The organism is Bradyrhizobium sp. Bra64, from assembly GCF_024519875.1.
Classification (GTDB): domain Bacteria; phylum Pseudomonadota; class Alphaproteobacteria; order Rhizobiales; family Xanthobacteraceae; genus Bradyrhizobium; species Bradyrhizobium japonicum_G.
This window is the reverse complement of sequence record NZ_JALJRD010000002.1, coordinates 316396-337561: the sequence shown is the minus strand read 5'-3', so window position 1 is coordinate 337561 and position 21166 is coordinate 316396. Positions and strand designations below refer to the sequence as shown.

General features: G+C 64.5%; 19 protein-coding genes. 16 read left to right on the top strand and 3 right to left on the bottom strand.

From position 1 onward, the window contains the following. From NR187_RS09120 to NR187_RS09110, 3 genes are all read right to left on the bottom strand, one after another. Positions 1–1422, bottom strand: coding sequence for an ABC transporter substrate-binding protein (locus NR187_RS09120; RefSeq protein WP_211383017.1), 1422 nt, complete (start codon positions 1420–1422; stop codon positions 1–3). Between the two features lie 180 nt (positions 1423–1602). After that, on the bottom strand, positions 1603–2379 hold the full coding sequence (locus tag NR187_RS09115) for a Crp/Fnr family transcriptional regulator (protein WP_211383018.1): 777 nt from the start codon (positions 2377–2379) through the stop codon (positions 1603–1605). A 252-nt stretch (positions 2380–2631) separates the two neighbouring features. Continuing rightward, positions 2632–2928, bottom strand: coding sequence for a DUF971 domain-containing protein (locus NR187_RS09110; RefSeq protein WP_211383540.1), 297 nt, complete (start codon positions 2926–2928; stop codon positions 2632–2634). A 229-nt stretch (positions 2929–3157) separates the two neighbouring features. Here NR187_RS09110 and NR187_RS09105 point away from each other — a divergent pair, with 229 nt between their 5' ends. The 16 genes from NR187_RS09105 to mmsB all read left to right on the top strand — a co-directional run bounded on the left by NR187_RS09105 (position 3158) and on the right by mmsB (position 21136). Continuing rightward, the gene (locus NR187_RS09105) at positions 3158–3931 is read left to right on the top strand and encodes a ferredoxin--NADP reductase (protein WP_211383019.1); all 774 of its coding nucleotides are present in this window, start codon (positions 3158–3160) and stop codon (positions 3929–3931) included. A 103-nt stretch (positions 3932–4034) separates the two neighbouring features. After that, positions 4035–5777 carry a fumarate reductase/succinate dehydrogenase flavoprotein subunit gene (locus NR187_RS09100; protein WP_211383020.1) on the top strand — a complete coding sequence of 581 codons (1743 nt, stop codon included), beginning with the start codon at positions 4035–4037 and terminating at the stop codon, positions 5775–5777. A 31-nt stretch (positions 5778–5808) separates the two neighbouring features. After that, positions 5809–6042, top strand: coding sequence for a ferredoxin family protein (locus NR187_RS09095; RefSeq protein WP_008141081.1), 234 nt, complete (start codon positions 5809–5811; stop codon positions 6040–6042). A gap of 2 nt (positions 6043–6044) precedes the next feature. Continuing rightward, entirely contained in the window at positions 6045–7022 is a 978-nt protein-coding gene (locus tag NR187_RS09090) for a HEAT repeat domain-containing protein (RefSeq protein WP_211383021.1), read from the top strand. A gap of 113 nt (positions 7023–7135) precedes the next feature. Beyond that, entirely contained in the window at positions 7136–8308 is a 1173-nt protein-coding gene (locus NR187_RS09085; RefSeq protein ID WP_211383022.1) for a fumarylacetoacetate hydrolase family protein, read from the top strand. Positions 8309–8786: 478 nt separating this feature from the next. Then, on the top strand, positions 8787–9752 hold the full coding sequence (gene ytfQ / locus NR187_RS09080) for a galactofuranose ABC transporter, galactofuranose-binding protein YtfQ (protein ID WP_211383023.1): 966 nt from the start codon (positions 8787–8789) through the stop codon (positions 9750–9752). 116 nt (positions 9753–9868) lie between these two features. Then, entirely contained in the window at positions 9869–11413 is a 1545-nt protein-coding gene (locus NR187_RS09075; protein ID WP_256806307.1) for a sugar ABC transporter ATP-binding protein, read from the top strand. Continuing rightward, positions 11410–12402, top strand: a complete 993-nt coding sequence (locus tag NR187_RS09070; protein WP_256806306.1) for an ABC transporter permease — start codon at positions 11410–11412, stop codon at positions 12400–12402. The genes NR187_RS09075 and NR187_RS09070 overlap by 4 nt, the downstream gene beginning before the upstream one ends. Then, a complete protein-coding gene (gene yjfF / locus NR187_RS09065) occupies positions 12399–13379 on the top strand; it encodes a galactofuranose ABC transporter, permease protein YjfF (RefSeq protein ID WP_256806305.1) in 981 nt (326 codons plus the stop codon). Before NR187_RS09070 ends, yjfF begins: the two co-directional genes overlap by 4 nt. Further along, positions 13376–14149 carry a FadR/GntR family transcriptional regulator gene (locus NR187_RS09060; RefSeq protein ID WP_211383027.1) on the top strand — a complete coding sequence of 258 codons (774 nt, stop codon included), beginning with the start codon at positions 13376–13378 and terminating at the stop codon, positions 14147–14149. The genes yjfF and NR187_RS09060 overlap by 4 nt, the downstream gene beginning before the upstream one ends. Next, complete coding sequence (locus NR187_RS09055; protein WP_211383028.1) at positions 14146–15072, top strand: Gfo/Idh/MocA family protein; 927 nt, start codon at positions 14146–14148, stop codon at positions 15070–15072. Before NR187_RS09060 ends, NR187_RS09055 begins: the two co-directional genes overlap by 4 nt. A 2-nt stretch (positions 15073–15074) precedes the next feature. Then, on the top strand, positions 15075–16151 hold the full coding sequence (locus NR187_RS09050) for an aldose epimerase family protein (RefSeq protein WP_256806304.1): 1077 nt from the start codon (positions 15075–15077) through the stop codon (positions 16149–16151). Continuing rightward, entirely contained in the window at positions 16151–17029 is an 879-nt protein-coding gene (locus tag NR187_RS09045; protein ID WP_256806572.1) for an SMP-30/gluconolactonase/LRE family protein, read from the top strand. The genes NR187_RS09050 and NR187_RS09045 overlap by 1 nt, the downstream gene beginning before the upstream one ends. 73 nt (positions 17030–17102) lie before the next feature. Beyond that, the gene (gene chvE, locus NR187_RS09040) at positions 17103–18176 is read left to right on the top strand and encodes a multiple monosaccharide ABC transporter substrate-binding protein (protein ID WP_211383030.1); all 1074 of its coding nucleotides are present in this window, start codon (positions 17103–17105) and stop codon (positions 18174–18176) included. A 195-nt stretch (positions 18177–18371) separates the two neighbouring features. Next, on the top strand, positions 18372–19949 hold the full coding sequence (gene mmsA, locus NR187_RS09035; protein WP_256806303.1) for a multiple monosaccharide ABC transporter ATP-binding protein: 1578 nt from the start codon (positions 18372–18374) through the stop codon (positions 19947–19949). Continuing rightward, positions 19946–21136 (top strand): multiple monosaccharide ABC transporter permease, encoded by a 1191-nt coding sequence (gene mmsB / locus NR187_RS09030; protein WP_211383032.1) that lies wholly within the window; start codon positions 19946–19948, stop codon positions 21134–21136. The genes mmsA and mmsB overlap by 4 nt, the downstream gene beginning before the upstream one ends. Positions 21137–21166 lie beyond the last annotated feature (30 nt).

Below are 21166 nucleotides of genomic sequence, written 5' to 3'. Positions count from 1 at the left end.
TCACGTCTTGCCTCCGCCGACCGCCGCCTTCACCGCGTCGTCGAAGCCCAGCACCTTGCCGCTGATCTTGGCGGCGTAGGCTTCGGCGTCCTTCTTGAGCAGGAACGGGGCGACCTCGCCATTTCCGACCGCAAAGAACGCCTGGTTGGCGAACAGCTTGATGCCGCGTGTGCCGTCGAAGACGTAGGCGACATTGATCTTCTTGCCCTTGGCCTTGAAGTCGGCATAGGCGCCGAGCGTGCAGGCGGCCGACGAGAACGGCAGGATTCCGGCGTCGTCGACCCAGACCTCGCCGGCCTTGCGCGGATCGGTGATCGGCTTCTTGCAGAAGGAATCCTCGCCGGAAATCTCATAGTTCTTCGTGCTCGCAAGCTGCGCGTCATAGTCGAGCTTCATCTCGGCAAAGGCCTTGCGGATGTAGCTGTCGTCGACCCATTTTTTCGGATCGAACTCCTTCATGCGGCCGAGGTTTTGCAGCACCTTGACGTCGGCCGTGGCGGCGTCGATCAGCGCCGGCTTGATCGTGGGATCCGTGGTCATGTTGCCGCCGGGACCTAAGAAGATGTAGACGACTTCCTTGTTGATGCCGGTCCATTCCTGGATTTTCTCGGCGGCGAGCTTGGGATCGTCGCGCAGCCACTGATTGGCGGCGATCAGAGCCTTGAAGTAGGCGACGACGACTTCAGGATATTTCTCGGCGAAGTCCGTACGGGCCACGATGCCGTGGAAGGTCGGCAAATTGGTCTCGACACCGTCGAAGATCTTTCGCGCAAAGCCCCGGAACGGCAGCAGCTCGGCGAAGGGGACGAAGTCGGCATGCGCGTCGATCTTCTTCTCCTGGAGGTTGGTCGAGCCGACCTCCGGGCTCTGGCTGACGAGCTGGAAGAAATCCGACCCGTAGCCGCGGTCCTGCATCGCTTTGAGCACCATGCCGTGCGCGGCGGAGCCGAACGGTACGCTGACGAGCTTGCCCTTGAGGTCGGCGAGATCGTAGTAGGGCGAATCCTTGTGAACGACGATGCCGTTGCCGGAGCCGGACAGGCTATAGGCGGCGATGCCGATCAGGCGGCTCTTGCTCTCGGGATTGCTGTCGAAGGTGAAGCCGTTCACGATCAGCGGGTAGTCGCCCATCATGCCGATCTGCAGCTTGTTCGCCATCATCGCGTTGGTGACGGGCGGGCCGGAGGTGAAATTCTGCCATTCGATCTCGAATTTGATGTTGGCGTATTTGCCGTCTTTCGGCAGGTATTTTTCGAGGAGATGCAATTGGCGGATGACGGCGCCGGCCGTGACCGTGTTCGTCGTCGTGTCCTGTATTCCGATGCCGAGCGTGACGGTTTCCGCCGAGGCCGGCGGCGCGAGAAGAAGCGCCAGCGACGTCACCGACATCGCGATCGAGAGCGTGGGAAGATGGCGGACCATTCTCATCCTCATTCGGTTGGATGTGCTGTGGTTGCCATGATTGGGTGAGGGCGAGAGCAGGGCAAATCCGGAATGTCCGCCGCAGTCGATTAGTTGCCGGGAAAAGCTGATTGCATACTCCTTGGGCAGTCCTGCACTATAAAGCCGCTTGCCTGTGCATCGACCCTGATCGCGGCCGCTTTAATCGGCCGCCTGGCCGCGCATCTCCTCGAGCACGTCGGTCCGGCAGACCACGATCTGCGACCGCTTGGTCACGACGATTCCCTTTTCCTGCATGCGCTTCAGGCTGATCGTGACCCATTGCCGGGTCGCGCCGACCATGTGAGCGATGTCGGCATGGGTGAAGGCCGCCGCGATCACCCGGCCGTCGGCGTCCTCGACGCCGTAGAGGTCGACCAGATGCAGCAGCAGATGTGCGAGGCGCTGCGTGATCGAGCGTGTTCCCAGCATCTGGGCCAGCGCCGAATAGCACTTGCCCTTGAAAGTAAGCCCTTCGATCAGGCCGATGGCCAGATTCGGGATATCCACGGCAAGCGCTCGCAGCTCTTTTCCGGGCAGGTGCACGACGCTGCAATTGCTGGATGCAACACCGGACCATTGGTGCACGGTGCCTTCGAATACCTCGGGCCCACCGACGAAATTGCCGACATGCCAGTAGGCCAGCGTGATCTCGCGGCCGAGCGGGGAGGTGTAGAACACCCGGATACGGCCGCTCTCGATCAGCCAGATACCGTCATGCCTGCCGCCTTGGCTGAACAGCGTCTGGCCGCGGTTGAGCACCTTGCGGCGGCCCTGCTTCAGCACCAGCTCCCGCTCGCGCTGAGTGAGCTTGTCCATCAGCGCCGGCGGTCCACCGATCCATTGCTGGTTTTCGGTGAGCAACAGCGAGGAGCTGCCGGCAGGCCGGACCGTTGCGGGAACCGTCCCGCGAACCACATTGGCCGCCTGCAACATCATCTGCCTCCGGAACGTTCAAATCGTTCTAAAGACGAGCAATGTCCGTGCCAATCACTCCACTGTCATCGCCCGCGAAGGCGGACGATCCAGTATTCCAGGGATTGCAATGGGATACGGAGAAGCTGCGGCGTACCGGATTCCCCGCTTGCAGACTATGCTGGAGCTTCGGCGCCCCTGGACTTCAGCCCCGGCGAAGCCTTGGCGTAGCCGGGTCGCAGGGAATGCCTGCGGAGTTGGTGACGTGGTTTGGACCTACCGCCCCGCCAGGCTCAGCAGATATGGCTTGGGATAGATCCCCCGGTCGTGCCCATCCGAAAACGAGATGTTCAGACCGTAACCGAGATCGCCGATCTCGGTGATCGCGATGCCGGGAAACCGATCGGGGAAGCGGCCGTCGAAGCGGGCGCGGGTGCAGTGGGCGCATTTGCAGGAGAGGCGGAGCTGCTCGGCGGGCAGGCTGAGTGCATCGCCCTCGGTTGTGCGGACGAGGAGCGTCGCGAGATCAGCGCTTGCTTCATAGTCGGCCACGGTCGGTGCCACCAAGGTCATGGTCATGACGTATCTCCGACCTCTCTTCTACGTTGTCGCTGGCCGGCGCGAATAGCAACTAATTGCCGGCGCGGAGGCGCGGCGAGGCAGGTCGCCCGACCTTTACTGCTTCCTCTTCGGTCATCGCCCGCGAAATGTGAAACTAATCGACCGGAAATTTCAGTTCCGCATTGCCGGAGTCCCGTCTCTCCGAAACCTTGTGCGCCATCGCGACAAGGAGAGACGACGGATGAGCGCATTTCAGAAGGAAACGGTTTTGTCGGTCAGACATTGGACCGACTCGCTGTTCAGCTTCACCGCGACGCGCGATCCCGGCTTCCGCTTCCAGAACGGGCAGTTCGCCATGATCGGGCTGGAGGTCGAGGGCAAGCCCTTGATGCGGGCCTACAGCATGGCGAGCGCTAATCACGAGGAGGCGCTCGAGTTCTTCTCGATCAAGGTCCAGGACGGGCCGCTGACCTCGCGCCTTCAGAAGATCAGGGAAGGCGATATCATCCTGGTCGGCCGCAAGGCCACGGGCACGCTGATCACCGGCAATCTCATTCCCGGCAAGCGTCTCTTGCTGCTCTCGACCGGCACCGGCCTTGCGCCCTTCGCCAGCCTGATCAAGGACCCCGACGTCTACGAGAATTACGAGACCATCGTGCTTGCCCATGGCTGTCGCCAGGTCTCCGAGCTTGCCTATGGCGAGCACCTGGTGGACGGCTTGCGCAATCACGAATTCTTCGGGCCGCTGATCCGTGACAAGCTCGTCTACTATCCCACGGTCACCCGCGAGCCGTTCAGGAACCGCGGCCGCATCACCGACCTGATCGCTTCGAACCAGATGTTCGACGACATCGGGCAATCCGGCCTCGATATCGAGACCGACCGCATCATGCTGTGCGGTAGCCCGGCGATGCTCGAGGAACTCCCCGCGATGTTTTCCGCGCGCGGCTTTGTCGAGGGCAATCACAGCCGGCCCGGCCACTTCGTGATCGAGAAGGCTTTCGTCGAGCGCTGAGGACAAATCGGCCTCCGGCGACAACTAATTGCTATCGCCGGAAAGCCCCCTGAACAAATCTGATGCAAAGGCGCCGGACCTGCCGGCGAACCAGGAGCAAGCGATGGCACTAGATCAGATCGTCGACGGACTTTCGGAGGTTTCCTGCGACGTGCTCGTCATCGGCGGCGGCACGGCCGGCCCGATGGCGGCGCTGAAGGCGAAGCTGAAGAATCCGAAGGCCAACGTCGTCCTGCTCGAAAAGGCCAACGTCAAGCGCTCCGGCGCGATCTCGATGGGCATGGACGGGCTCAACAATGCCGTCATCCCCGGTTACGCGACGCCTGAGCAGTACACCAAGGAAATCACCATCGCCAATGACGGCATCGTCGACCAGAAGGCGGTCTATAAATACGCGCAAAACTGCTACAGCATCATCGAGGAGCTCGACAGTTTCGGCATCCGCTTCCTGAAGAACGAGAACGGCGACTACGCAGTCAAGAAGGTGCACCATATCGGCACCTATGTCTTGCCGATGCCGAACGGCGAGACCGTGAAGAAGGCGCTGTACCGCCAGCTCCGCCGCGCCCGCATCCTGATCTCGAACCGTTACATGGCGACGCGACTTCTGAAATCCGCCGACGGCCGCATTGCCGGCGCGATCAGCGTCAACACCCGCACCGCCGAGATTCTGGTGATCAAGGCCAAGGCCGTGATCCTCTGCATGGGCGCCGCCGGCCGGCTCGGTCTGCCGACCTCGGGCTACATGTTCGGCACCTACGAGAACGCCGCCAATTCCGGCGACGGCTATGCCATGGCCTATCACGCCGGCGCCGCGCTCGCGAACCTCGAATGCTACCAGATCAACCCTCTGATCAAGGATTACAACGGCCCGGCCTGCGCCTATGTCGCCGGCCCGTTCGGTGCCTTCACCGCCAACAACGAGGGATCGCGCTTCATCGAATGCGACTACTGGTCCGGCCAGATGATGCTCGAGTTCTATAACGAGCTCTTGTCCGGCAAGGGTCCGGTGTTCCTCCAGCTCAAGCATCTGCATCCCGACACCATCTCCGAGATTGAATCGACGCTGCACAAGGTGGAGCGGCCGACGCGCGGCCTGTTCCAGCAGGGGCGCGGCGTCGACTACCGCAACGAGTCGATCGAGATGCACATTTCCGAGATCGGCTTCTGCTCCGGCCACAGCGCCTCGGGTGTGTTCGTCGACGACAATGCCCGCACTACCGTGCCGGGCCTCTACGCCGCCGGCGACATGGCGAGCGTGCCGCACAACTACATGCTCGGCGCCTTCACCAACGGCTCGGTCGCGGGCATCGATGCGATGGAGTTTGCCGACAATCACGATTTTGCGGAGTTCGATGCGCAGGATGTGGCGAAGGAACGCGACCGCGTGCTGGCACCGACCAGGCGCGAGGACGGCATTCCGCCGAACCAGGTCGAGTACAAGACAAGGCGCCTGGTCAACGACTATCTCCAGCCGCCGAAGGTCACCCGCAAATACGAGCTCGGGATGCGCCGTCTCGCAGAGACGCGCGAGGACATGCAGGAGCACATGATCGCGCGCAACGCACACGAATTGCTCCGCGCGCTCGAAGTGCAGTCGATCATGGACTGCGCCGACATGGCGGTGCATGCCTCGCTGTACCGCGAGGAAAGCCGCTGGGGCCTCTATCACTGGCGCACGGATTTTCCCGAGAAGGACAACGAAAACTGGTTCTGCCACACCCTGCTGAGCAAGCAGAACGGCAAGATGACCAGCGAGAAGCGTGCCGTGGAGCCCTATGTCGTGCCGATCGCCGACGACGAGAAGGACCTCTACGACAAGCAGCGCATCCGCGCCTCGGCCTGACCCACCAGAACATAGCAACAGGAGACATCCAATGCCTCTCGCTTCCTATCAGACATCGGTTCCGGTGGTCGTCGACGACGCCAAATGCATCGCCGACAAGGGCTGCACCGTGTGCGTCGACGTCTGCCCGCTCGACGTCCTCCGTATCAGCGACATGACCGGCAAGGCCTACATGGCCTATGACGAGTGCTGGTACTGCATGCCCTGCGAGGCCGATTGTCCGACTGGCGCCGTCACCGTCAACATTCCCTATCTGTTGAGGTGATCATGTCGAGCCCGTTCGAATCCTACGACGACCTCGAAGACGCCGACGAGCGGCTTCAGGCCGCCGATCCCGCCGAGCGCCGCGTCGCCATCATCGCGCTCGGCCATTCCGGCGATCCGGCTGCGGTCGTCCATCTCGCCAACATGGTCGCCGATCCCGACGCCGGCGTGCGCCAGCAGGTCGCGATGGCGCTCGGCGAGTTCGACGGGCCGGAAGCGGCGAGTGCGCTGGTGAAGCTGCTGGTCGATCCCGAAAGGATCGTGGCATCGGCCGCGGCGGACAGCATGGCCGAGTTCAAGGATCCCGCCTGCGCCGAAGTCATCCTGCCGCTGGTGAAGCACGCCCACGCCTTCGTTCGCATGGGCGCGTTGCGCGCGCTGAAGGAGCTGCGCTGCAAGGACACGCTCAAGCCGGCGCTGGAAGCGCTCCAGGATACGGATGCCGCCGTCCGCGTCCAGGCGATCGGTGTGATCGGCTTCCTCAAGCTGGAAGAATCGATCCCCGCGCTGACCGCGCTGATCAACGATCCCGACGCCCATGTGCGCCGCGCTGCGGTGAGTGCGCTGGCGTTTTCCCAACTGAAGCCGGCGGCGGAGACGATTACCCGCGCGCTGAAGGACACCGACTGGATGGTTCGCGAGATGGCGGCGGAGACGCTCGGTCTCAACGTCAACGGCGCAATTGCCGCCGATCAATTGGTTGCATGCCTTGCCGACGAGTTCTGGCAGGTGCGGCTGAAGGCGATCCGCAGCCTCGGCAGGATGAAGATCGAGCGCGCGGTGCGCTCGATCGGCAATTGCGTCAATCACGACCAGGCCAATTTACGCAAGGAGGCGGCTGCCGCGCTCGGCGAGATCGCCCATCCCGACGGCGAGGTGTTCCTGGCCGTCATCGCCGACGATTCCGATCCCGATGTCCGGAAGAACGCGCGCTGGGCGCTGCAGCAGATCGCGGCCCGAAAGGCGCGGGCAGGGGCATAGAAGCGCGGCGCGCTGGCGCTCTGGACTTCCGGAGCCAGACGTTTATTGGTCTTCGCCAATGGGATCGGCTGCCGTGAACGCGGCCGGTCCGAAAAACAGCGAGGACGCCGGCCATGACGACATTGACGGTTAAAGACCTTCTCCCCGAGGATGGAACGAAGGGGACGCTGGTCGGCCGCGTCTGGCTGCCGCAGGCGAATGGCCCGGCCGTGGTCGCCGTGCGCGGCGATGGCGTGTTCGACGTCACCGCGAAATTCCCCACCGTCAGCGCGCTCTGCGAGGAGGACAATCCGGCCAAGGCGCTTGCTGCGACCAAGGGCGAGCGCATCGGCGAGCTCGACGCCATCGTGGCCAATACGGCACCCGATAGGCGCGACCCGAAAAAGCCGTGGCTGCTTGCGCCCGTCGATCTCCAGACATTGAAGGCGGCCGGCGTCACCTTCGCCATCTCGATGTTGGAGCGCGTGATCGAGGAGCGGGCGAAAGGCAATCCGGCCTCGGCCGAGGCGATCCGGAAAGAAGTGACGCGGCTGATCGGTGACGATCTGTCGAAGCTCAAGCCTGGCTCGGACCAGGCCATGCATCTGAAGCAGGTGCTGATCGATCAGAATGCCTGGAGCCAGTATCTCGAGGTCGGCATCGGTCCGGACGCCGAGGTCTTCACCAAGGCCCCGACACTGTCCTCGGTCGGCACCGGCATGGATGCCGGGCTGCATCCGAAGTCGACCTGGAACAACCCCGAGCCGGAATTGGTCCTGTTCGTGTCGAGCCGCGGCAAGATCGTCGGCGGCGCGCTCGGCAACGACGTGAACCTCCGCGACTTCGAGGGACGCTCTGCGCTCTTGCTGTCGAAGGCCAAGGACAACAACGCCTCGTGCGCGATCGGCCCGTTGCTGCGCCTGTTCGACGACAGCTTTACCCTCGACGACGTGCGCAAGCTCGACATCAGCCTGAACGTGAAGGGCGCGGACGGCTTCGTTCTCGACGGCCATTCCTCGATCAGCATGATCAGCCGCGATCCCACGGACCTCGTCGAGCAGACGATCGGCAAGGTCCATCAATATCCAGATGGTTTCGTGTTGTTCCTCGGTACCATGTTCGCGCCGGTCAAGGATCGCGACGCGCCGGGGCAGGGGTTCACCCACAAGCGCGACGACATCGTCACGATCTCAGCGCCGCAGCTCGGCAAGCTCGTCAACCGCATGCGGACCAGCGACGAGTGCGAGCCCTGGACCTTCGGCATCGGTGCGCTGATGAAGAATTTGGCGCAGCGGAAGCTGATCTAGCTTTTCACCTCTCCCCGCGCTTGTCCGCCGAAGCTTCAGCGAAGGCGGATGCGGGGTGAGGGGGCTTCTTCGCGAGTCGATTTGGTCGACATCCGCAGAGCTCTACGTCCTCATTGCGAGCGCAGCGAGGCAATCCAGGATCGCTCCGCGAAGAGGCTTTGGTTTGCTTCGCTGCGCTCGCGATGATGGGGAAGAGAGGTTGCGGGTCCGTCTTTGACCGTCCTCGCAGAGAGTGCCCTCATCCCAACTACCGCATCATTTTCTTCATCTTTTCGTTGCATTTCTGGAACTAAAACGCTTTGGGTGTGTCGTAGATAGCGCCCATCCGCCCGCCCTGCATTTCCGTTCAATAGTCAGATAATATGACTAGTCGGAACCGATGTTCCGTGAAATAGTGCCTTCACCGTCCGGAAAGGGCGGTCGTCGGGTGTCATGCTACCAATGGGGCGCCCGGGATAACATTTGGGAGACACGCCTGATGATCCTCAAAGCCCTCTTCGCGGCCAGCGCCACGGCCGCCTTGCTCCTCGCGCTGCCGGCCAGCGCCGCCGAACTCACCATCGGCTTTTCGCAGATCGGATCGGAATCCGGCTGGCGCGCAGCCGAGACGTCGGTCTCCAAGCAGGAGGCCGCCAAGCGCAAGGTCAATCTCAAGATCGCCGACGCGCAGCAGAAGCAGGAGAACCAGATCAAGGCGATCCGCTCCTTCATCGCGCAGAACGTCGATGCGATCTTTCTCGCGCCGGTCGTCTCGACCGGCTGGGACTCGGTGCTGAAGGAAGCCAAGGAGGCCAAGATTCCGGTCGTGCTGCTCGACCGCGACATCGATCCCTCCGGCAAGGATCTTTATCTCACCGCCGTGACCTCCGACAGCGTGCACGAAGGCGAGGTCGCCGGGGACTGGCTGGCCAAGACCGTCGGGGCTAAAGCCTGCAACATCGTCGAATTGCAGGGCACGGTCGGCGCCAGCGTCGCCGCAAACCGCAAGAAGGGTTTTGACACCGCCATCGCCAAGCATGCGAACCTGAAAGTGGTGCGCAGCCAGACCGGCGACTTCACCCGCGCCAAGGGCAAGGAAGTGATGGAGAGCTTCATCAAGGCCGAAGGCGGCGGCAAGTCGATCTGCGCGGTCTACGCGCATAACGACGACATGATGGTCGGCGCCATCCAGGCGATGAAGGAAGCCGGCCTCAAGCCCGGCAAGGAAATCCTCACCGTCTCCATCGACGCGGTCCCGGATATCTTCAAGGCGATGGCCGCCGGCGAAGCCAATGCCACGGTCGAGCTGACGCCGAACATGGCGGGCCCGGCACTCGATGCCATCGCGGCCTTCAAGGGCAAGGGCACGGTTCCGCCGAAGTGGATCCAGACCGACTCCAAGCTCTATACTGCCGCCGACGATCCGCAGAAGATCTACGACAGCAAGAAGGGCCTCGGTTACTGAGGCGGGCGCCGCGCCGGACCGTTCCCTGCGGTCCGGCAGCCCCTTCGAAACCGCTGCGCGTACGACTAGGCTGGGTGTCCGCGTCATCCGCGGGCACCGGTGGGAGTGAATTTGCCATGGAGAACAGCCCGGATCCTGCTCCGTCCCTGCTGGAGGTGCGCGGGCTCAGCAAGAGTTTCGGGGCGGTGCGCGCGTTGCAGGAGGTCGACTTCACGCTTCGCGCAGGTGAGATACATGCGCTGCTCGGCGAGAACGGCGCCGGCAAGTCCACGCTGATCAAGGTCGTCACCGGCGTGTTCCCGCGCGATGCCGGCATCGTCAGGCTCGGTGGCGAAGAGGTCGCGCCGCGTTCGGCCAAGGCCGCGCTTCAGGCGGGCATCGCCACCGTCTACCAGGAGGTCAACCTGCTGCCGAACCTTTCGGTGGCGCAGAACCTGTTCCTCGACCGCCAGCCGATGCGCTTCGGCATCGTGCGCGAAGGCGAGATGCGACGTCGCGCCAAGGCGTTGCTTGCGGATTTCGGTCTCGACATCGACGTATCAGCACCGCTCGGCAGCTATTCCGTCGCCGTACAGCACGTCACCGCGATTGCGCGCGCCGTCGATCTCTCCGCGCGCGTGCTGATCCTGGACGAGCCGACCGCCAGCCTCGACCGTCACGAAGTCGAAATCCTGTTCGGCATCATGCGCCAGCTGGCAAAGCGCGGCATCGGCATCGTCTTCGTCAGCCATTTCCTCGACCAGGTCTACGAGATCTCCGATCGCATCACCGTGCTGCGCAACGGCCGCCTGGTCGGTGAGCGCGAGGCCGCCTCGTTGCCGCGGATCGAGCTGATCCGGATGATGCTCGGCCGCGAGCTTGCCGAAACCACCAGCGCGCGAGCCGCGGCAGGCGAGCAGATGCCGCGCGAGATCTGCGCCAGTTTCGAGAACTACGGCAAGGCCGGTTATATCGCGCCGTTCAATCTCGAGCTGCGCCATGGCGAGGTCGTCGGCCTTGCCGGCCTGCTGGGCTCGGGCCGCACCGAAACCGCACGGCTGGTGTTCGGCGCCGAGCGCGCCGACCGCGGGCAGGCGAGGGTGGAAGGCGCGCCTGTCCGGCTGCAGTCGCCGCGCGACGGCGTGCGCCACGGTTTTGGTTACTGCCCGGAGGAGCGCAAGACCGACGGCATCGTCGCCGAGCTCACCGTGCGCGAGAACATCGTGCTGGCGCTTCAGGCCAAGCGCGGCCTGCATCGGCCGCTGTCGCGCCGCGAGCAGGATGAGATTGCGCGCCGCTACGTCAAAATGCTCGACATCCGCCCCTCGGATCCGGAACGTCCGGTGGGCCTGTTGTCCGGCGGCAATCAGCAAAAGGTGCTGCTGGCGCGTTGGCTCGCGACCTCGCCGCGGCTCCTCGTGCTGGATGAACCCACGCGCGGCATCGACGTCGGCGCGCATGCCGAGATCATCCGCCTGATCCGCGGGCTCTGTGACGACGGTCTGGCGCTGCTCGTGATTTCGTCCGAGCTCGACGAGATCGTGACCTATTCGGACCGCGTCGTGGTGCTGCGCGATCGCGCCCATGTCGAGGAGCTCGCGGGCGAGGCGATCGACGTCGGCAGCATTCTCACGGCCATTGCCGCCGATGGCGCCAGCATCTCGCATGAGAGCCGGGCATGACCGCGCTGTTGCCGCGCCGCGGCCTTGCCCAGATCCTGGCGCTGATCGTCATTCTGGCGGTCGATCGCGTTGTCTCGCCGCAATTCTTCGACGTGCGCCTCCAGGACGGCCGCCTGTTCGGCAGCCTCATCGACGTGCTCAACCGCGGCACGCCGGTGGCGCTGCTCTCGCTCGGCATGGTGCTGGTGATTGCGACGCGCGGCATCGATCTGTCGGTCGGCGCAGTGATGGCGATCTCCGGCGCGATTGCGGCGAGTCTCGCCGACACTCACGGCCTGCCCGTGGTGCTGGCGGCGGCGCTCGGCGCGGGGCTGATCTGCGGATTGTGGAACGGATTTCTCGTCGCGGTGCTCGGCATGCAGCCGATCGTGGCGACGCTGATCCTGATGGTGGCGGGCCGCGGCATCGCCCAGCTCATCACCGAAGGCCGCATCGTGACCTTCTCCTCACCGGATCTGGTCTGGCTCGGCAATGGTGCCGTGCTCGGCCTGCCGGTGCCGATTGCGATTGCCATCGGCATGCTGATCCTCACCGCCGCGGTGGTGCGCGGCTCGGCGCTGGGGCTGCTGATCGAGGCGACCGGCGGCAATGCGCGGGCGAGCGAGCTTGCCGGCGTCGGCACCCGCGCGATGATCTTGGCGGTCTATGTCTGGTGCGGCGTCTGCGCCGCTCTTGCCGGCGTCATCGCGGCCGCCGACATCATGGGTGCGGATGCCAACAATGCCGGCCTCTGGCTCGAGCTCGATGCGATCCTGGCCGTGGTGATCGGCGGCACTTCGCTGTTCGGCGGCCGCTTCAGCCTCATTCTGGCCGTGCTGGGCGCGCTGATCATCCAGACCATGAACACCGGCATTCTGCTGTCAGGCTATCCGCCGGAGTTCAATTTGCTGGTCAAGGCGGTGGTGGTGCTCGCGGTGCTGCTGCTGCAATCGCCGAAATTCTCGGGGATCGCAGCAATGATCGCGCGGCTGCGGGGGACGAAAGCATGAAAGGCCTGCCGCCCGTCCTCATCACGGCCATCGTGCTCGTCGCGGGATTCGCGCTCTGCGCGGTGCAATTCCCCAACATCGCCTCGACGCGCGTGGTCGGCAATCTCCTCACCGACAACGCCTTCCTCGGCATCGTCGCCACCGGCATGACCTTCGTCATCATCTCCGGCGGCATCGATCTGTCGGTCGGCTCGGTGATCGGCTTCACCACGGTATTCGTGGCGCTGGCGATCGAGCGCTGGGGCGTGCCGCCGCTGCTCGCCTTCGTCGCCATTCTCGCGCTCTCGGCGGCCTTTGGCGCGGCGATGGGCGCGATCATCCATGTCTTCGATCTGCCGCCTTTCATCGTGACGCTCGCCGGCATGTTCCTGGCCCGTGGTGCAAGCTTCCTGCTCTCGACCGAATCGGTGCCGATCACCGCGCCGGTCTATTCCACCGTGTCGGACTTCGCTTTGCGGATGCCCGGTGGCGGGCGATTGACGGCGATCGCGATCATCATGCTCGTGATCGTCATCGGCGGAGCATTGCTGCTGCAGCTCACCCGGTTCGGCGCCAACGTCTACGCGCTCGGCGGCAACCGGGCCGCGGCGAGCCTGATGGGCGTGGCCGTCGGCAGGATGACGGTGAGGATCTACATGCTGTCGAGCGTGCTCGCGGGCATTGCCGGCATCGTGTTCTCGTTTTACACCAGCGCCGGCTATTCGCTCTCCGCCGTCGGCGTCGAGCTCGACACCATCGCGGCCGTCGTGATCGGCGGCACGCTGCTGACGGGCGGGCAGGGCTCGATGATCGGCACATTCCTTGGCGTGCTGATCCAGGGGTTGATCCAGACCTACATCAATTTCGACGGCACGCTGTCGAGCTGGTGGACCAAGATCGCGACGGGCGTATTGTTGTTCGCCTTCATCGCCTTGCAGCAGGGGCTGGTCGCGCTGGCGCGCCGGCCGGCGGCGAAGAGCGTGGGAGCTGCCTCATGACCTCGCGCATCGTCGTGATCCCGACGCGGCGGGCCCATTCCAACCACGCGGAGGTGGCGCAGTCGATCGGCATCGACATCATCGCCGGCCGCTACGGGGAGGGGACGCGCCTGCCCGGTGACGCCGAGATGATTGCGATGTTCGGCGTCTCGCGGCCGGTGCTGCGGGAGAGCGTGAAGACCCTGGTCGCCAAGGGCCTGCTCACCACCAAGGCGCGGGTCGGCACCGTGGTGCGCGAGCGCACCGCCTGGAACATGTTCGACGCCGACGTGCTGGCCTGGCACCTGGACGCCGGCATCGACAAGCGCTTCCTCAACGACCTCGCCGAGATCCGCCTCGCGGTCGAGCCGCGCGCGGCCGGGCTGGCGGCGGCGCAGCGGTCGGAGGCGGATCTCGCCGAGCTCCGTCGCAGCATGGAACGGATGCGGCTCGAAGCCTCCGACTCCGTCGGCTTCGCCGATGCCGACCTCGCGCTCCACGTCGCCGTGGCGCGCGCGTCCGGAAATCTTTTCATGCGCTCGATCGGGCATGTCATCGAGGCTGCGTTGCGCGCCTCGTTCCTGCTCAGTGCGCCGGTCGAACCCGAGGACCGCGACACCGTGCTGCTCTGGCACCAGAAGATCGTCGATGCCATCGCGGCCGGTGACGCCGCGACTGCATCGGAGGCGATGATCTACGTCATTCACAACGGCATGCGCCGCCATGAGGGTGCGGTGACCGTAGCCGCGCCGGGCGAGTTGCCATCCGCGGAAGCTGGAGAAAAATCGTGACTGAACTTCGCATCGCCATCGTCGGATTCGGCAAGATCGCGCGCGACCAGCATGTCGGCGCGATCGCAGCGGTGCCTGGCGCGACGCTCGCGGCGGTCGCCAGCCGCAACGCATCGCTGCCGGGGCTGCCGCATTTCGCCACCATCGAGGAATTGCTGGAGCAGGGCCCGCCGATCGACGCCGTGTCGCTCTGCACGCCGCCTCAAGTGCGCCGCGCCCAGGCCGCTGCAGCGCTCAAAGCCGGCAAGCACGTCATGCTGGAGAAGCCGCCGGGCATCGGCGTTGCCGAGCTCGATCCGCTGATCGCGATGGCGGGGGAGGCAAAGCGAACGCTGTTTGCGACCTGGCATTCGCGTCATGCGCCGGCAGTCGAGCCGGCGCGCGAGTGGCTCGCGACGCGGCGGATCGCCTCCGTGCATATCAATTGGAAGGAGGACGTCCGCGTCTGGCATCCCGGGCAGGCCTGGATCTGGGATCCGGGCGGGCTCGGCGTGTTCGATCCCGGCATCAATGCGCTGTCGATCCTGACCAGGATACTGCCGAAGCCGGTGTTCGTCACCGCGGCCGATCTTTCATTCCCCGCCAATTGCCAGGCGCCGATCGCCGCGAGCCTGACGCTGACCGACCTTGGCGGCCTGCCTGTGACCGCCGAGTTCGACTTCCGGCAGACCGGGCCGCAGAGCTGGGATATCCTCGTCGAAACCGACCAAGGCCGGTTGACGCTGTCCGGCGGCGGCCGGCGCATGGCGATTGACGGCAAAACCGTTGCCGAGGCGCCGGATGAGGAATATCGGGAGCTTTACCGGCGCTTCGTCACGCTTGCCGAAACCGGCGCGAGCGACGTCGATCTCGCGCCGCTTCGTCTGGTCGCCGACGCCTTCCTGCTCGGCAGGCGCACTGTCGTCGAACCGTTTGTGGATTGATCATGGCTGGCTCGAAAATAGCAAAAGACGTCTTCGGAACGCTGCCGGACGGCCGCAGCGTGGAGCGCATCGTGCTGCGCGGCGAGGGCGGATTCGAAGCGCGCATCATCACCCACGGCGCGGTGATCCAGGCACTGATCGCGCCGGATGCCAGGGGCGGCCATGACGACGTCGTGCTCGGCCATGACACGTTCGCAGGTTATCTTGCCGAACGGAAGTTCTTCGGTGCCACCGTCGGCCGCTACGCCAACCGCATCGCCAACGGGCAGTTCTCGCTCGACGGCGAAACGGTGCAGCTTCCCGTGAACAACGGTCCGAATGCGCTGCACGGCGGCCTCGACGGCTTCGACCGCAAGCTCTGGGATATTGCGGAGATCGACGACGGCGCCAGCCCTGCAGTCACGCTGACTTACACGAGCCCGCATGCCGAGGAGAACTATCCCGGTCGGCTCGATGTGCGCCTGACCTATCGCGTCACCGGCTCGGCCGAGATATCGCTGACCATGGAGGCGCGGACCGATCGGCCGACCATCGTCAACCTGACCAATCACAGTTTCTTCAATCTGGAAGGCGCAAATTCGGGGACGCCAACTCTCGATCACAAGCTGATGGTCGCTGCCGAGCATTTCCTCGCGATCGATAACACCGCCATTCCGTTGCCGGAGCCGCCGCGCAGCGTTGCCGGCACGCCGTTCGACTTCCGCGAGCCGCGGCCCGTCGGCCAACGCATCCGCGAGAACGACCAGCAATTGCGCAACGGCAGGGGTTATGACCACACCTACTGCCTCGCAAGCGACGGCAAGCTTGCTCTGGCGGCGCGGCTGGAGGCGCCGCGCTCGGGGCGCGTCATGGAACTGTTCACCGATCAGCCCGGCCTCCAGGTCTATTCCGGCAACTATCTCGACGGCACGATTTCGGGCAAGGGCGGCAAGCTCTATCGCCAGTCGGACGCCATCTGCCTTGAGCCGCATATGTGGCCCAATTCGCCGAACCGGCCGGATTTTCCGAGCCCGCGCCTCGATCCCGGCCAGGTCTACCGCCATCACACGGTCTATCGCTTCGCAGTGAGGTCGCCATGATGGAAGAGGTGCCGACGTCCGTTCTGTCGGACGATCCCTGCCATCTCGGCGAAGGGCCGACCTATGACGTGACCACCGATACGGCCTGGTGGTTCGACATCCGCGAGGGGCGGCTGTTCGAGGCACAACTCGGCCGTGGCGGCATTCGCGTCCACGTGCTCGGCCGGATGGCGAGCGCGCTCGGGCGCATCGACGCCGGCCGCCAGTTGATCGTCGCGGAGGACGGCCTCTATATCCGCACGCTCGCCGACGGCGCGATGACGCTGCTCTGTCCGCTCGAAGCCGACAATCCCGCGACGCGCTCCAACGATGCCCGCGTGCATCAGTCCGGCACGTTCTGGATCGGCACCATGGGCCGCAAGGCGGAAGCAGGGGCAGGCGCGATCTACGCGTTCCACCGCGGCAAGATCTCGCTGCTGTTCCCGCGTATCAGCATTCCCAACTCGATCTGCTTCTCTCCGGACGGCGGCATTGGCTACTTCGCCGACACCGCGCGCGCGGTGCTCTACGCGGTGCCGCTCAATCCCGCGACCGGTCTGCCGCGCGGCGAGCCCGAGGTGTTGCTGCGCCACACCGGCATCGGCGGTCTCGACGGCTCGGTGTGCGACGCCGACGGGCGGATCTGGAATGCGTGCTGGGGCGCTAGCCGGGTCGACGTCTATAGCCCGCAGGGCGAGCGCCTGCGCTCATTGAGCGTGCCGGCAAAGCAGGCGAGCTGCCCGGCCTTCGTCGGCCCCGATCTATCGCGCCTCCTCGTCACCTCGGCCTGGCAGGACATGGACGCGGCGGCGCGCGCCGCCGATCCGCAGGCCGGCCGCACCTTTCTGCTCGAGGCATCCGCGCGAGGGCGCGCGGAGCCCGACGTCAAGCTTGCATAGGAGGACCGAAGCCGCATACGACCAACGTTCTCGACGAAACGAAGAAACAGTTTGACACCCAAGGGAGTGAAATATGCTGAAACTGAAGACGACATTCCTCGCGCTGGCGCTGGCCGGCGCTGCGACGATGGCCACGGGCGTCGCCGCTTCCGCGCAGGACAAGGCGACGGTCGGCATCGCCATGCCGACCAAATCCTCCGCGCGCTGGATCGACGATGGCAACAACATGGTCAAGGTGCTGAAGGAGCGTGGCTACAACACCGACCTGCAATATGCCGAGGACGACATCCCGAACCAGCTCTCGCAGGTCGAGAACATGGTGACCAAGGGTGCCAAGGCGCTGGTGATCGCCGCGATCGACGGCACCACGCTGTCCGACGTGCTCAAGCAGGCCAAGGCCAAGGGCATCACCGTGATCGCCTATGACCGCTTGATCCGCGGCACGCCGAACGTCGACTATTACGCGACCTTCGACAATTTCCAGGTCGGTGTGCTCCAGGCGCAATCGATCGAGAAGGGGCTCGGCCTCAAGGAAGGCAAGGGCCCGTTCAACATCGAGCTGTTCGGCGGCTCGCCCGACGACAACAACGCGTACTTCTTCTACAACGGCGCGATGAGCGTGCTGAAGCCCTATATCGACAGCGGCAAGCTCGTGGTCGCCTCCGGTCAGATGGGCATGGACAAGGTCGCGACCTTGCGCTGGGACGGCGCCACCGCCCAGGCCCGCATGGACAATCTGCTCAGCGCCTACTACGGCAACAAGAAGGTCAACGCGGTGCTGTCGCCCTATGACGGCCTCTCGATCGGCATCATCTCCTCGCTGAAGGGCGTGGGCTACGGCAGCGCCGACCAGCCGATGCCGATTATCTCCGGCCAGGACGCCGAGGTGCCCTCGATCAAGGCGATGCTGCGCGGCGACCAGTACTCGACCATCTTCAAGGACACCCGCGATCTCGCCAAGGTGACCGCCGACATGGTCGACGCCGCGCTCGCCGGCAAGCAGGTCACGGTCAACGACACCAAGACCTACGAGAACGGCGCCAAGACCGTGCCGTCCTATCTCCTGAAGCCGGTCGTGGTCTACAAGGACAATTGGGAGAAGACTCTGGTCGATAGCGGCTACTACAAGAAGGCGCAGTTCCAGTAAGGGGCCTATTCCCTCTCCCTGCTTGCGGGGAGAGGGTTCGGGTGAGGGCGAACTCTTCGCGGAGACTCTCCCTCACCCGATCGCTTCGCGCATAGCCGAAGCTCTGGCTCGGCGTTTCCAGGAACGGCCGCACAAAGCGGCCTATGCTCTCCCCGCCAGCGGGGCGGGCTGAAGTAACGGATGGGACATGAAACGATGACCGCAATGCTGGAGATGCGCAACGTCAGCAAGAGCTTTGCCGGCGTCCAGGCGCTGCGCGACGTCAATTTCTCAGTCGACGCCGGGCAGATCCATGCCCTCGTCGGCGAGAACGGCGCCGGCAAGTCGACGCTGATGAAGGTGCTCAGCGGCGTCTATCCGCACGGCAGCTACGAGGGCACCATCATCTTCGAGGGTGAGGAGCGGCGTTTTCGTGACATCAACGATTCCGAGGCGCTCGGCATCATCATCATCCATCAGGAGCTGGCGCTGATCCCGCTGATGTCGATCGCGGAAAACATCTTCCTGTCGCATCCGCCGTCAAAGTTAGGCGTGATCGACCGCGACGAGGTGTACCGGCGGACACGGGACCTGCTCGCGCAGGTCGGCCTGAAGGAATCCCCGGATACGCTGATCACCGACCTCGGCGTCGGCAAGCAGCAGCTGGTCGAGATCGCGAAGGCCTTGTCCAAGCGGGTGCGGATGCTGATCCTGGACGAGCCGACCGCCAGCCTCAACGAGGCCGACAGCGCCGCGCTGCTCGAACGCCTCATGGCCTTCCGCGACCAGGGCATCGGCTCAATCCTGATTTCGCACAAGCTCAACGAGGTCGCCAAGGTCGCCGACCACATCACCGTGCTGCGCGACGGCCGCACCGTCGATAGCATCGATTGCCGTGCCGAGCCGATCCAGGAAGACCGCATCATCCGCAGCATGGTCAACCGCGATCTCGCCCATCGCTTCCCCGAGCGCAGCGTGAAGATCGGCGAGCCTGTCCTCACCGTCGAGAACTGGTCGGTCTATCACCCCATTCATCCCGAGCGGCAGGTCATCAAGAACGTCAACTTCGGCGTCAAGCGCGGCGAAGTGGTCGGCATCGCCGGGCTGATGGGCGCCGGCCGCACCGAGTTTGCGATGAGCCTGTTCGGCCGGTCCTGGGGCACCAATATCAGCGGCAGCATCCGGCTCGAAGGCCGTGAGATCGCGCTGCCGAGCGTCGCCGCGGCGATCGACGCCGGCCTTGCCTATGTCACCGAGGACCGCAAGCAGCTCGGCCTGATCCTCGCCGACGACGTCCGCAAGAACATCACGCTCGCAAGCCTCCACCAGGTCGCGCCTAACCGCGTGATCGATGACATCGCCGAGCTGAAGGTCGCCAGCGATTACAAGAGCCGCATGCGCATCCGCTGCTCCGACGTCTACCAGGAGACCGGCCAGCTCTCCGGCGGCAACCAGCAGAAGGTGGTGCTGTCGAAATGGCTGATGACCGATCCCAAGGTCTTGATCCTGGACGAGCCGACCCGGGGCATCGACGTCGGTGCCAAATACGAAATTTACTGTATCATCAACGAGCTCGCGGAGGCCGGCCGCGGCGTCGTGGTGATCTCCTCGGAGATGCCCGAGCTGCTCGGCATCTGCGACCGCATCTGTGTCATGAACGACGGCGCCTTCGTCGGGGAATTCAAGGGCGCAGAGGCGACGCAGGAGAAGATCATGCGTGCCATCATGCGCAACGACAGAAATTATGGGAGCAGCGCCCTGGCGGGCGCCGAGATGGGAGGATCGCAGCCATGACCGACAAGACGGTTTCGCTGCCCGAGGAGCGCCGGCACGGCAGCTTCATCAAGAACAATTTGCGCAATTACGGCATGCTGCTGTCGCTGATCGCGATCATGCTGTTCTTCCAGGTCATGACCGGCGGCACGCTGCTGCAGCCGCTCAACCTGACCAATCTGGTGCTTCAGAACAGCTACATCGTCATCATGGCGCTGGGCATGCTGCTCGTGATCGTCACCGGCCATATCGATCTCTCGGTCGGCTCGGTCGCGGGCTTCGTCGGCGCGGTGGCGGCCGTGCTGATGGTGACATACAAGGTCGACTACACGCTGGCCTTCATCGCCTGTCTGCTGCTGGGGGCGGCGATCGGCGCGGCGCAAGGCTATTGGGTCGCCTATTTCAAGATCCCATCCTTCATCGTGACGCTGGCCGGCATGCTGGTGTTCAAGGGCCTCGCGCTCGCGGTGTTGCAGGGCCAGTCGCTCGGGCCGTTTCCGGCGACCTTCCAGAAACTGTCCTCCGGCTTCATTCCGGAAGTGCTGCCCGAGGCCGGCACGCTGCATCCGACCTCCATGCTGATCGGTGCCGTGCTCGCGCTCGGCCTCGTCTATGCCAGCGCCAAGGGCCGCTCGCGCGAGCAGTTGCACGGCATCGAGGTCGAGCCTTACGCGTTCTTCCTCGGCAAGAGCATTCTCCTGGCCTGCGCCGTGCTCTATTTCACCTATCTGATCGCCTCGCATCGGGGCCTGCCGAACGTGCTGGTCATCATGACCGCGCTGATCGCACTCTACGGCTTCGTCACCCGCCGCACCGTGATTGGCCGGCAGGTCTACGCGGTTGGCGGCAATGCGAAAGCGGCAAGCCTGTCGGGCATCAAGACCGAGCGGCTGACCTTCCTGACCTTCGTCAACATGGGCGTGCTGGCCGCGCTCGCCGGCCTCGTCTTCGCCGCGCGCCTCAACACCGCGACCCCGAAGGCCGGACTCGGCTTCGAGCTCGACGTCATCGCCGCCTGCTTCATCGGCGGCGCCTCGGCCTATGGCGGAGTGGGGCGTGTCGGCGGCGCCGTGGTCGGTGCCATGATCATGGGCGTGATGAACAACGGCATGTCCATCCTCGGCATCGGCATCGACTATCAGCAGGTCATCAAGGGCCTGGTGCTGCTCGGGGCGGTGTGCATCGACGTGTATAACCAGCGAAGGTGAGGGGACGATAGTGCCTGCGGCGCTGCCGGC